The organism is Petrocella sp., assembly GCF_059865615.1.
This window is the reverse complement of sequence record NZ_JCBCDA010000084.1, coordinates 34,410-48,406: the sequence shown is the minus strand read 5'-3', so window position 1 is coordinate 48,406 and position 13,997 is coordinate 34,410. Positions and strand designations below refer to the sequence as shown.

At 36.8% G+C, this 13,997-nt stretch carries 11 protein-coding genes; all 11 read right to left on the bottom strand.

Features of this window, described 5'->3' with window-relative positions; all coding sequences use genetic code 11:
* Window positions 1-125: 125 nt before the first annotated feature.
* The 11 genes from AC6F8J_RS09540 to AC6F8J_RS09490 all read right to left on the bottom strand — a co-directional run bounded on the left by AC6F8J_RS09540 (window position 126) and on the right by AC6F8J_RS09490 (window position 13,817).
* Window positions 126-950, bottom strand: a complete 825-nt coding sequence (locus tag AC6F8J_RS09540) for a pirin family protein (protein ID WP_500722875.1) — start codon at window positions 948-950, stop codon at window positions 126-128.
* Between the two features lie 183 nt (window positions 951-1,133).
* On the bottom strand, window positions 1,134-2,219 hold the full coding sequence (gene asd, locus AC6F8J_RS09535; RefSeq protein ID WP_500722914.1) for an aspartate-semialdehyde dehydrogenase: 1,086 nt from the start codon (window positions 2,217-2,219) through the stop codon (window positions 1,134-1,136).
* A 105-nt stretch (window positions 2,220-2,324) separates the two neighbouring features.
* Window positions 2,325-3,563: an MFS transporter gene (locus tag AC6F8J_RS09530; protein WP_500722873.1), complete on the bottom strand. Its 1,239-nt coding sequence runs from the start codon at window positions 3,561-3,563 to the stop codon at window positions 2,325-2,327.
* A 210-nt stretch (window positions 3,564-3,773) separates the two neighbouring features.
* The gene (gene secG, locus AC6F8J_RS09525; protein ID WP_125138100.1) at window positions 3,774-4,022 is read right to left on the bottom strand and encodes a preprotein translocase subunit SecG; all 249 of its coding nucleotides are present in this window, start codon (window positions 4,020-4,022) and stop codon (window positions 3,774-3,776) included.
* 146 nt (window positions 4,023-4,168) lie between these two features.
* Window positions 4,169-5,470: a phosphopyruvate hydratase gene (gene eno / locus AC6F8J_RS09520; RefSeq protein ID WP_500722872.1), complete on the bottom strand. Its 1,302-nt coding sequence runs from the start codon at window positions 5,468-5,470 to the stop codon at window positions 4,169-4,171.
* 520 nt (window positions 5,471-5,990) lie between these two features.
* Window positions 5,991-7,181, bottom strand: coding sequence for an enoyl-ACP reductase FabV (gene fabV / locus AC6F8J_RS09515; RefSeq protein WP_500722870.1), 1,191 nt, complete (start codon window positions 7,179-7,181; stop codon window positions 5,991-5,993).
* A gap of 330 nt (window positions 7,182-7,511) precedes the next feature.
* The gene (gene gpmI / locus AC6F8J_RS09510) at window positions 7,512-9,053 is read right to left on the bottom strand and encodes a 2,3-bisphosphoglycerate-independent phosphoglycerate mutase (protein WP_500722868.1); all 1,542 of its coding nucleotides are present in this window, start codon (window positions 9,051-9,053) and stop codon (window positions 7,512-7,514) included.
* A 384-nt stretch (window positions 9,054-9,437) separates the two neighbouring features.
* Window positions 9,438-10,184 (bottom strand): triose-phosphate isomerase, encoded by a 747-nt coding sequence (tpiA, locus tag AC6F8J_RS09505; RefSeq protein ID WP_500722866.1) that lies wholly within the window; start codon window positions 10,182-10,184, stop codon window positions 9,438-9,440.
* A 27-nt stretch (window positions 10,185-10,211) separates the two neighbouring features.
* Window positions 10,212-11,402: a phosphoglycerate kinase gene (locus tag AC6F8J_RS09500; protein ID WP_500722864.1), complete on the bottom strand. Its 1,191-nt coding sequence runs from the start codon at window positions 11,400-11,402 to the stop codon at window positions 10,212-10,214.
* A 274-nt stretch (window positions 11,403-11,676) separates the two neighbouring features.
* A complete protein-coding gene (gap, locus tag AC6F8J_RS09495) occupies window positions 11,677-12,684 on the bottom strand; it encodes a type I glyceraldehyde-3-phosphate dehydrogenase (protein ID WP_500722862.1) in 1,008 nt (335 codons plus the stop codon).
* A 92-nt stretch (window positions 12,685-12,776) separates the two neighbouring features.
* Complete coding sequence (locus AC6F8J_RS09490; RefSeq protein WP_500722860.1) at window positions 12,777-13,817, bottom strand: sugar-binding domain-containing protein; 1,041 nt, start codon at window positions 13,815-13,817, stop codon at window positions 12,777-12,779.
* Between the last annotated feature and the right edge of the window lie 180 nt (window positions 13,818-13,997).

Below are 13,997 nucleotides of genomic sequence, written 5' to 3'. Positions count from 1 at the left end.
TTTAAAAGGGTGTTTATGGCATCCACATAGTAAACTCGTTTCTTTTGCATATAAAAAGACAGTAAGTGATTTTGGGCTACACCATCAATGGTCTGGCGAAAATACACTTACTGTTTTTGACAACTCTATATAAATCTATCCATCTCAATATCCCTAAAGGTCTCAAGCAATTCCTTATAGGTATTCATCACGATAGGACCCTTCCATGCAATCGGCTCATCCACCGGATAAGCTTCCGCAAAAATAAACTTCAAAGATTCTGATGATGTACTACGAATATTCAACAAACCACTTTCAAGATTATACGCCATTAAAGGATTCATGTAATCCTCTTCATTAATAACACCATAACCTTGGTAAATAAATATAAAACCATTTTTCATCGGGTTTCGCATTATTTGAATATGATTATCTTGCCATAATTCTACATCCATAAACAGCACATCTCGGTCATTTTTTTCAACAGGTCCTATTTCATCTTCAAAGGAACCGGATATTAACTTAATATGCTTACCGTCTTTTTTTATATGCTTTAAATCACCTATACTAAAAGCCTGATAGACCGGATTTTGTCCTTTTCTTGTAGCCGGCATATTAATCCACAACTTAAAGCCTTCAATGATAGGGTCCACCGTCTTAGGTATCATCTGGTGATAAATTCCTTTACCCGCTGTAATCCATTCCACGTCAAAAGGTTTAAGCTCACCTTCATGACCAAGACTGTCCTTATGGGTGGCACTACCTTTAGTTAGATATGTAACGGTTTCTATACCCTTATGAGGATGCCATGGATAACCTTTTTTCACTTCTTCCGAATTGCCTTCTACATAGTCTAATAGTAGAAAAGGATCAAAGTCAGCGGCTTCTTCATGGCCAAAAATCCGATTTAGATAGAACCCCATTTCATCTTTTGTTCTCTTTGCTAGGAAGGAACTTTTGATTTTTGACATTGTCTCACCCTTTCGAATTGATGACTAGCACATTGGTGGTTAATTGATTAAGGCGTCAAAACTAAATAGCTGAACTTTCACATACAATTTATATGAATTTTGCAAAACTGAGTTGTGATTCTTTAATCTTTATATGAATTATAAGCTTGTGCATTTTAGCTGTCAAGATAACCGTCTGTCCATTTATTTTTTTGTAATATAGGCATCCGCAGCAAGAAGTTCTGCTATCAAGACCGCTCCGCCAGCTGCACCTCGTACTGTATTATGGGACAAGGCTACAAATTTGTAGTCATAGATATGGTCTTCTCGCATACGCCCCACACAAATACCCATGCCATTTTCAAAATCTCGATCCAGGCGTGTTTGAGGTCTATTATCTTCTATCATATACTTAATAAATTGTTTTGGTGCACTTGGTAATTTTAGCAATTGTGGTCTTCCTTCATAGCAATCTAGCTTTTGTATCATTTCCTCCATAGTAGGCTTTTTATCAAACTTAACTGAAACCGCCGCCATATGCCCATCTAATGCAGCTACACGAATGCACTGAGCTGATATAACCGGGGAAGTAGCATTTACAATAATACCGTCCTTCACCTTACCCCATATTTTCAAAGGTTCCTGCTCACTTTTTTCTTCTTCTCCACCAATATAAGGAATCACATTATCAACCATTTCAGGCCATGATTCGAAAGTTTTTCCTGCTCCCGATATGGCTTGATAGGTACAAATTACCGCTTCATTTGGCTTATAATCCATTAGGGCCTGAAAAACAGGCACATAACTTTGTATGGAACAGTTTGGTTTAACCGCAATAAAGCCTCTAGATACACCCAGTCTTTTTCTTTGTGCTGCAATCACTTCTAAGTGTTCCGGATTGATTTCAGGTATAACCATGGGTACATCCGGTGTTGTCCTATGGGCTGAGTTATTAGAAACAACTGGTACTTCTGCCTTAGCATAGGCTTCTTCAAGTTCCTTAATCGCTTGCTTTTCCATATCTACTGCACAAAAGATAAAATCAACCATGGAGGCAATTTTATTCACAGCGCCGGCATCTTCAATGATCATTTCACCAATAGCTTTAGGAATTGGATGACTCATCGCCCATCTATCACCCATAACTTCTTTATATTTTTTTCCGGCCGACCTTGGACTTGCTGCTAACACCACAATATTAAACCAAGGATGGTCTTCAAGTAACGTTATAAATCTTTGACCAACCATGCCAGTCGCACCGACTATACCAACATTTAAATTTTTCATTATTTAGCACCTCTTTTTTAGTGTGTGTTTCTAAGGAACACATTTGTCTTTACTAGGCGTATTTTAGCATATAATGACTTTTTAATCAAGCATATTCTACATTAAACTTTAAGTTGCACTTTCTTGAGAAGGTAAGAATATGAAAAGTATAAGACCTAGAACAAACAAAGGTATAATGGCTAAAATACTATATCTAGCCTCACCAGTGATTGTAGCAACCATTGCCATCAATGTCGGTCCTATAATAGCAGCAAACTTACCAAACACATTATAAAAACCGAAAAACTCATTAGAATTGTTCTTTGGTATAATTTTAGCAAAATAGGAACGGCTGAGTGCCTGTATGCCACCTTGCGCAGAGCCAATAAGCGCGCCCAATATAAATACATGCCATAATTGCGTCATCATAAAGGCAAAGATTGTTGTTATGATATAGGTTAAAATCGCAACAATAATCATTTTTTTAGTCGAATATTTTTTTGCAAAAACACCATACAACAAAGCACATGGAAAGGCGATTAATTGGATTACCAACAAAATACCAAGGAGCATAAAAACATCTGTCGCATCCAGTCCGAGAGAACCTGTGGCATAAGGTACTGCCATCTTGATAATTGTATCCACGCCATCAATATAAAGAAAATAAGCAATTAAGAAAGCAAATACCGTTTTATGTCTTCTTATATTGATAAATGTACGTCCCAATCGAATAAAACTGTTCTTAATTGGATTCGGTTCTCTTTCAACATAATGCACTTGTTGAACATGCCTAAGCATAGGAATGGTAAACAACCCCCACCACAGAGCGGTAATAACAAAGCCTAGTTGGTAGCCTAACATCTGATCCAAACCAATAAAGAATACAACCACAAGTGATATGGTAAAGGGCACAACAGAAGCAATATAACCATAAGCAAAGCCTTTTGTTGATACAGAATCCATATTGGCATCTATAGATACATCTACCAGAAAAGCATCATAGAAAATATTGGCGCCTGAAAACCCAATTGCTGTCACAATATATATACCGATTAACAATTGCCACTGACCGTCTGGTACCACTGCAATTGCGCCTGTGAATATAATGCCTAATAAGGCAAAAAAAGCAAAAAAACGTTTTTTGACATCCTTATAATCTGCAATAGTTCCAAGTATGGGACTAATAAGAGCGACCAAAATACTGGCAATGGAGTTGAAGTAACCAATATCCATATTACTTCCACCTTTAAACATACCAAAATAAACAGGAAAAAGTGCTGTTGTTATAGCCATTGAGTACGCTGAGTTACCACAATCATACAAAATCCAACTCTTTTCTTTTTTTGAAAGCTTAATAGGATTTGACATGCCATACCTCCCTTGTTTTTTTTATTATACCACTTTCCGAACCGTCAAAATAGTACTAAAAAAATACAAGTAAGATAGTGACTGTGGAGGGGTTTTCATGGAATCCATTAATAATAACTACAGATAGTATATTGAAAAAGTATATTAAAAAAACACCAGTGATCTGGTGTTTTCTATATACTTCATTCTACTTTTGCGTATGAGCACATTTTATACAAACTTTTCAACATATGAAATCAACAATGCGAAGACAATAAAACCTACTGCCAAAGCAACGGTTGCTTTCTGTAATTTACCATCCATTGTACGCGCTTTATTTTTTCCCCAGTATGATTCTCCAGCGCCACCAATTGCACCTGATAGTCCTGCAGTCTTACCTTTTTGAAACAATACAACGGTAATCAATGCGATACATAACACAAAATATAATACTTTAACCAAAACTAATAATGCTGCCATAATTACACCTCCTAGTCAACATTAACATACTATCATAAACCCCAAATTGTTGCAATGCTTTTTTGTAATTATGGCACTAACAATAAAGGCCTAAGAATAAAAGGGTTACCGATTGCCTAACCGATAACCCTTCATATAATCATCTACTAAAATGCATCATGTCCCGGATAATAGGCAACCTCTCCAAGTTCTTCTTCAATACGTAGTAACTGATTGTACTTCGCTACACGGTCAGATCGACATGGCGCGCCAGTCTTAATCTGCCCTGCATTCATAGCTACAACTAAATCTGCAATGGTCGTATCTTCTGTTTCTCCTGAACGATGAGAAACAACAGCTGTAAAACCAGCCTTATTAGCCATTGCAATGGCGTCAAGGGTCTCAGTAAGTGTACCAATCTGATTCACTTTAATGAGTATGGAATTACTCACACCCATTTTGATACCTTTTGATAATCTGGTGGTATTGGTAACAAAAAGATCGTCGCCTACAAGTTGAACTTTGTCTCCAATAGCATCTGTTAGTTTTTTCCAACCTTCCCAATCTTCTTCATCAAGACCATCTTCAATTGAAAGAATTGGATATTTATCAACAAGTTCAGAAAACAAAGCTACCAGTTCATCAGAAGTACGAATAACTTCATGACCTTTTACTTTACTTTCGCCTGGGAAGTGATATTTACCTGTTTTAGCATCATAAAGCTCACTTGATGCTGTATCCATTGCAATACCTACATCAGCACCTGGTTTGTAGCCTGCTTTTTCTATTGCTTCAATAATAATCTCAATGCCTTCTTCAACAGAAGACAAGTTAGGTGCAAAACCACCTTCATCGCCTACACCCGTTGATAAGCCTTTTGAATTCAAGACTTTTTTAAGGTTATGGTAAATCTCAGAACAAATACGAAGACCTTCTCTAAAAGAATCTGCTCCAACCGGCATAATCATAAACTCTTGAAAATCTATAGTATTATCCGCATGCTCACCACCATTAATAATATTCATCATGGGTACAGGTAAAGTATGTGCATTAAAGCCACCTAAATATTGATACAGCGGTAACCCAAGTGCTTCAGCTGCCGCTCTTGCAGCTGCCATAGACACACCTAGAATCGCATTCGCACCCAGCTTTGATTTGTTATCCGTTCCGTCAAGAGCAATCATCGTTTCATCCAACAAACGCTGATCAATAACATTCATACCCATCAGTTCATCTGCAATAATATCATTAACATTATCAACCGCATCTTGAACTCCTTTACCCATATATCGATCGCCGCCATCTCTAAGTTCGACAGCCTCAAATGCACCCGTCGATGCACCCGATGGTACTATAGCACGCCCCACATATTGATCATCCACAACAACTTCGACCTCGATAGTAGGATTCGCTCTTGAATCCAATACCTCTCTTGCAAATATATCCGTAATCTCATAATACAGTTTCATAATATGACTCCTTTCATATATATAATTATTTAGGACCATACCCAATCGAGTTGTCCAGCTTCCTATTTCATTATACTATAATCGTACAAGATTGAAAACTGTTTTATGAGAATGATTTTCATCAACTATAGTCTTTTTTAACTAGACATATTGTTACAATCTATCTATATGCAAAAACAGTAAGTATTCTTCTCCCAGTCTTTCTCCTTAGAAAATCTGCGAGAATAAATACTTACTGCTATTAATAGCCTCGTTATTCATAATAATCATTTAAATAAGTTCCATATTTTACCAACATCGACTATGAAGTTCCTGGAACTGTGTGTATGAACAGGCTCATAAGAAAGTAACTTCATGCATCATGTCAATCTTCGAGACACGACACCTAAATGAATACTTTCTTATGAAATTTGCAAGACAGTAGGAGCCGTCCGCCGATTTTTGGTGCAGGACGCACCAATCGGAGGCCCTAGTCATACATACAGTGGAAGGGTTTTCATAGGATCTTTATGTATACCCCTTATAACTCAATGCTCGGTATATCCACCTTAACCTCAACATCTTGCCCATAATCCACTTCATCAAATCCAAATCCAAAAAGCTTAAAAAACTCATCTTGATAAGACTGAATATCCAGCACTTGCTGCAAAGTATCTGTGGTCACTTGATCAAATAGAGCAATCGCGTCATGCTGTACATCTGCTTCCATTTCATAATCATCTGTACGAATACGCCCTTCTTCATCTGTCTTAAACTCTTTGGCGTATAAAAAGTCTCTAAATAATCTATAAATCTGTTCAATACACCCTTCATGGGTACCTTTTGCCTTCATAACCTTGTATAATGCACCAATATAGAGCGGTACGATAGGAATCGCCGCACTGGCTTGAGTCACCAACGCCTTAGCAACCGTCACAAATGCAACACCATTAAGATCTTTTAGTAATTCAGTAAGCTCCTTTGCAGTTTGTTCTAGATGTTCCTTTGCCTTACCAATAGTACCTTCACGATACATTGGTAAAGTAATGTCCGGTCCTATATAAGAATAGGCAATCGTTTTTACACCTTCGGCCAACACATCTGCATCCATTAGCTTCTTAATCCATAGTTCCCAGTCTTCGCCACCCATAACTTTTATCGTATTTTCGATTTCTTCTTTACTTGCTGGCTCAATGGTGGCTTCTGTTATCTGACCTTGCATGACATCAATAGATTTATTTGTATAAGATTTTCCGATGGGTTTTAACACAGACCCATACTTCTCGCCTGTATCCGGATCAATCCTTCTTGGTGCAGCTAATGAATAAACTACAAGATCTATTTTATCCATTTCATTTTTGATTTTTTCAATCGTCTGATCTTTAATTTCATGTGAAAAGGCATCCCCATTTATGCTCGACGCATATAATCCGGCTTTGGATGCCGCTACTTCAAAAGCTGCCGTATTATACCAACCCGCCGTAGCAGTCCTTTTTCCATTGGATTCTCTTTCATAAAATACGCCAAGCGTATTTGCACTACTGCCCGCCATGGACACGATTCTTGTTGCCAAACCATAACCGGTTGATGCACCTATAACCAGTACATTCTTAGGGCCATCTAAATTGCCTTGATTTCTTACATAAGCTATTTGATGATTGACACTTGCTGCACATCCTACCGGGTGAGCTGTGGTACATATAAAGCCTCTGACTTTCGGTTCAACTATCATGTTTAATCTCCTATCAAAATTACTTTGATTTTCAAAGTAATTTTACTTGAATAACTGTTTTTTGTCAACCCTAGCACATATAAATCTTTAAGAAAGTACTTTATATTCTTTCGACGCCTTTTCATAACATAGGAAAAGATGATAGGTCAAATGAGAACTACCATCTTAATAAACTGAATATATTTTTGTAATAATATGGTTAAGGTGTCAAAATTATATAGTTGAACATTCACATACAATGTGTAGTTATGAATGCATCAACACAATCTATATATTGTATGTGAATTTAGTGAAACTTAGTTTTGACCTTTAACCATAATATGCTTTTATTTAAGGTTTTACTAGTAAAGAGGTACCGGTCATCTCATCAGGTATATTAATACCCATTAAGTCTAATAAGGTTGGTGCAATATCTGCCAGTTGACCTTCTCTTAAAGTCACGCCAGGATCTCCGTTTACTAATATAAATGGTACGGGATTAACTGTATGTGCCGTAAAGGGCTGATGGGTCGTATAATCAATAAGTTGTTCAGAATTTCCATGATCCGCACATATGAACATAACACCATTCACTTCAAGTAAGGCTTCATAAGCAGCTCCAACACATTGATCAACGGTCTCAATCGCTTTAATTGCCGCCGATTCGATACCCGTATGTCCGACCATATCCGGATTTGCAAAATTAACAATAATCAGATCATGCTTGCCACCTTTAATTGCTTTTACCAACTCATCACTAACTTGATATGCACTCATTTCTGGTTGCAAATCATAAGTCGCAACCTTTGGTGAAGGCACAAGTATTCGGTCTTCTCCAGGATTAGCAACCTCTACACCTCCATTAAAGAAAAAGGTAACATGAGCGTATTTCTCTGTTTCTGCCAGTCTCAATTGGGTTTTACCCAGACCTGAAATATATTCTCCCAGCGTGTTGGTTAAAGAAGTTTTACCATAGGCTACTTCTTTATTATTTATTGTAATGTCATAATTGGTAAAACAAGTAAACACAAGTTTCATCAAACCCTGTTTTCTTTCAAAGCCTCCAAATTTCTCATCACAAAAAGCTCTGGTCAGTTCACGTGCACGATCCGGTCTGAAATTAAAGAAAATAACAGAATCACCATTCTTAACCGTTGTCACAGGCTTCCCATCTTCTATAACAACCGTCGGTAGTACAAATTCATCATTGTTGCCTTGTTCGTATGAATTCTTAACTGCTTCTATACCCGAATTCGCTGTTTGACCTATACCTTCAACCAAAGCTTCATAAGCTAATTGCACACGGTCCCATCGATTATCTCTATCCATAGCATAATAACGCCCATGAACAGAAGCAATCTTACCGACTTTTAACAAATCCATTTTATTTTGTAATTCCGTAACAAACTCAATACCGGAAGCCGGTGGTGTGTCTCGTCCATCTAAAAAGCAATGGACATAAACATTTTCAAGACCTTCTTTTTTAGCAAGCTCTAATAATGCATACAAATGTTCATTATGGCTATGTACACCCCCATTAGATACTAGGCCCCACAAATGAAGATCACTATTATTTGCCTTGCAATTGTTAACTGCCTTAAGCAATGCCGGATTTTCATAGAAATCTCCGTCTTTTATGGATTTAGTTATTCTTGTAAGTTCTTGATATACAACTCTACCTGCACCAATATTAAGATGACCCACTTCCGAGTTGCCCATTTGACCGTCAGGTAAACCTACATCAAGCCCACTGGCTCTCCCCTCTACGTGAGGATAGGTTGAACTTATTTTATCCATTATTGGCTTATTTGCCATATACACGGCATTGCCCTCTTTTTTATCATTTAGGCCATATCCATCTAAGATCATTAATACTGTTGGTTTTTTTATCATCATCATTACTCCTTTTCTTTGTATATACTATTATTTATTGGTTAAAGTTTAACTATATAGTTTTAATGCTTTAACCATTACTTAATGTTTAAGCACTTGCACAATATGATATGAAAAAGCTTAAGCATTAAGTACTGATTATGGTTATCATTATACCATATTCAATGAAAAGTTTGAATCACTCATAATAAGATTTTTATAAAGTATTGCAAAGGGTTGCCGGATGCAACCCTTCGATACTTTAACTATGGTTTATTATTATTTAGGTTAAGGCGTCAAAACTATATCGCTGAGCTTTCACATACCATATATAGTCACTAATGTATCAGCGTAATCTATATATAGTATATGAATTTAGTGAAACTTAGTTTTGACCCTTTAACTTTATTTAAAATTTACGATATCGCCAAATCCGTTTGTTAGGCTAGCACCACCAACCAAACCACCATCAATATTTGGTTTTGAGAATAATTCAGCTGCATTTCCAGCATTTACAGAACCACCGTATTGAATTCTCATAGCCTCGGCAACTTCTGTTCCATAAAGCTCAACAAGCAGTTTTCTAATAGCAACACATACTTCTTCTGCCTGATCACTTGTAGCTGTCACACCTGTACCAATCGCCCAAATTGGCTCATAAGCGATAACCACTTTTTTAGCCTCTTCTGGAGATACATTAAGTAAGCCAACCTTGATTTGTTGTCTCACAAGATCAACAGTTACCCCTTGTTCTCTTTGTTCAAGGTATTCTCCACAACATAAAATCGGTACTATACCATACTCTAGCGCTTTTATAACTTTTTTATTAACTGTTTCATTGGTTTCAGCAAAATACTCACGTCTTTCTGAATGACCAATTACAACATACTTAACACCGATTTCAGTCAACATGTTTGCTGCTATTTCACCGGTATAAGCACCCTTGTCTTCAAAATGCATATTTTGAGCACCTATTGCAATATTTGTACCTTTAGTCGCTTCAACCGCAGCCACCAAATCCACTGCAGGTACACAAAAAACAACATCTGTATCCTCTGATTTTACAAGTGGTATCAACGCCTCAATTAAAGCCACCGCTTCTTTTGGGGTTTTATTCATTTTCCAATTTCCTGCCGTAATCATTCTACGCATTTTACTACCTCCATAATATTATATAATCTATTTGTTGTCAGCTGCTGCAAGCCCCGGTAATTCTTTACCTTCCAAAAACTCTAAGGAAGCGCCACCACCTGTTGATATGTGAGACATTCTATCACCAAATCCAAGTTGATTTACAGCTGCTGCTGAGTCACCACCACCGATTATAGAAATACAATCTGAGTCTGCAAGTGCTTGAGCAATCGCTTTTGTACCATTTGCAAAATTCTCAAATTCAAACACACCCATAGGGCCATTCCATATAACTGTTTTTGCATCTTTGATTGCATCTGCATATAATGTCTGAGTTTCAGGACCAACGTCTAGACCCATCCATTCACCTTCAATGCCACCTCGGTGAACCGTCTTGAATTCTGTATCATTTTTGAATTCTTTTGCTACAACATGATCAATTGGTAATAAGAATCTTACATTCTTTTCCATTGCCTTATCAATCATTTTAAGGGCATATCCTAATTTATCACCTTCAAGTAGTGAACTTCCTACGTCATTTCCAAGAGCCTTTAAAAATGTATAAGCCATACCACCACCAATGATAATTGTATTGACTTTATCAAGAAGGTTGTTAATAACGTCGATTTTATCGGAAACTTTTGCACCACCTAGAATAGCAATGAAAGGTCTTTCTGGACTTTCAATGGCATTACCAAGATAGTCAATTTCTTTTTGCATTAGATAACCAACAACACTGGTTTCCATATATTCTGTAACACCAACATTAGAGCAATGTGCTCTATGTGCCGTACCAAAAGCATCATTTACAAAAATCTGTGCCAAAGAAGCAAGATCTTTTGAGAAAGCTTCACCATTTTTAGATTCTTCTGCTCTAAATCTTGTGTTTTCTAAAAGTACAACATCGCCGTCTTTCATCGCTTCAACGGCTGCTTTTGCTTTTGCTCCTACTACTTCATCATCTGCTGCAAAAACTACTTCTTTACCCAGCATTTCAGAAAGTTTAATCGCAACTGGTGCTAATGAATATTTTGCGTCCGGACCTTTTGGTTTTCCTAGATGTGAACACAAAATCACCTTTGCTCCTGAACTAATCAGCTTATTAATGGTTGGTAATGCACCTTCAAGCCTGTTTATATCTGTTATTGCACCATCAATAATCGGAACATTAAAGTCACATCTTACTAATACCTTTTTACCTGCTACTTGAATATCTTCTACTGTCTTTTTACTAAACATATGTACTGCTCCCTTCTAATATCTTAATAATATAGGCTATAATATAAGTTGTATTATTGGTTAAAATGTCAAAACTATATCGTTGAACTTTCACATACCATATATAGTTACGAATATATTAGCGTAACCAATATATGGTATGTAATTTAGTGAAACTTAGTTTTGACCCTTTAACCATTATTGGAATTTAAACAAAATGGGCCCGGCCGCATAGTCAAGCTACAAGACCGGACCCATTTATGGATCATATTAAATTCTGTTATACTTATTGAGGTTACTTACTCAATTCATCTAAGTATTTAATAACTCTAACCATTTGGCTAGTGTAGGAATTCTCATTGTCATACCAAGAAACAGTTTTAACAAGTGATTGACCATTACCAAGTGGTGTTACTTTTGTTTGAGTAGCATCAAATAATGAACCGAAAGTAATTCCGATAACGTCAGTTGATACAATTGGCTCTTCATTGTAACCGAATGAATCGTTTGATGCTGCTTTCATTGCTGCATTGACTTGATCTACAGTCACTTCACCATTTACAACAGATACTAGTTCTGTTAAAGAACCTGTAATAACTGGAACACGTTGTGCTGCGCCATCAAGAATACCATTAAGTTCAGGAATAACAAGACCGATTGCTTTAGCTGCTCCTGTTGTGTTAGGAACGATGTTTGCTGCTGCTGCTCTAGCTCTTCTTAAGTCACCTTTACCATGAGGTGCATCTAATGTATTTTGATCATTGGTATAAGCATGAATCGTTGTCATAAAACCTTTTTCAATTTTAGTTAATTTGTTCAAGGTGTCTGCCATTGGAGCCAAACAGTTTGTTGTACAGGATGCACATGAAACTACTGTTTCTGAACCATCAAGGACTTTTTCATTGACACCAAATACGACGCTTTTCAAATCACCTGTAGCAGGTGCTGATATAACGACTTTTTTAGCACCTGCTGTAATATGTGCAGAAGCTTTGTCTTTATCTGCAAAAAATCCAGTACACTCAAGTACAACGTCAACATCCAATTCACCCCAAGGAAGTTCTTTAGGATCTCTTTGAGCATAGATCTTGATTTCTTTTCCTTCTACGATAATTGAATCTTCTGTGGCTGTAACTTCTTTACCAAATCTACCTTGTGCTGAGTCATACTTCAATAAGTGAGCCAATGTTTTTGCATCTGTTAAGTCGTTGATCCCTACGATTTCATAACCCTCTGCATCGAACATTTGTCTAAATGCAAGACGACCGATACGTCCAAAACCATTAATTGCGATTTTTGTCATTTTTGTTTCCTCCTAGAATATATTATTGTTTTTATCTATGACTTAGTGCCCCTTTATGTTAAAGAGCCATAAATCTAAAGCTGTAAAACAGCTTATTGACCATTGTTTTTTGAAAGTGCTATGACACCATTTGCCGCGCCTTCATCCATTATAACACATCCACGACTTAATAGCTTCTTAACTGATAAAATTGCATCAGATTTACTATGCCCTCCGGCCACCGCTATTGGATATTTTAATTCCGTCATTTGATCCATGGTTATACCAATCGATCTAGATGCATAAATCACTTCGCCTTGTTGATTAAAGTAATAACCCAGGGCTTCAGCTGTTGCTTGACCGTCCGTCAGTAATTCGACAATGTCTTCACCAAGATTCCTGCGTTCAGACATTTTACAGGCATTCCCTATTCCGTAAATTAATATATTGGATTTGACAAGTTTATTAAGTGTTTCTTGAATCTCCGGCTCTTCCCTTACACTTTCTAAGGATTTTTGACTTAGATTATCTGGAATATTTAATAAAGTATAGTTAGAGTGAATTTTTTCAGCTAACATGGCTACCAAAGTATTGGCTTGATATGACACATTATTTCCAAGGCTGCCTCTAGCAGGTACGACATATAGATTTTTTGCTTTAATTGGGTTTGAAGGTATGGCTTCAATCATTCGATGTACGGTTGAGCCACCTGTTAATGCAATGATATCATTGTCAGTGATATTTCTAAGTAATACCTTTGCTGCTGCATGACCAATATTATAAATAGCTTCATCATCTTGGTCTGCATCACCCGATACGATTACAACTTCTTCACATTCAAGGATGTCTTTAATCTGCTCTTCAATCGTTGTTAAACCTTCAATCTGTTCCATAAAATCCTTCAGTTCATGAATCAATTGAAGACCCATAGCTTCAAGCATCATACCTGATCCAGATGAGGAAATAAAGCCTTCATCACGCATAAACTCTATATCTGTACGTATTAACTTTTCACTCAGATGCAAACGATATGATAACGAGCGTCTGCCAATAGGTTGAAAAAGATGAATGCCTCGAAGAACTTTGTATCTACGTCTTAATACCGTTAACTCTTTTGGAATTATTTTCTGTAAAGCGGCTGTGTATACTTCCATAATCAACTCCCGGACTTTTTGGGTCCCTGTTGTCATTTTTCGTCCCAAGTTGTTTGTAAAAAAATGCTTTAACAAATAAGCACATTCTTATTATAACATTTTACAAATAAATTACAAGGTTTTCAGTTGAAATTTTGTACTTTTAACAAACATAACTCAAACCAGTATCGACTATGAAGT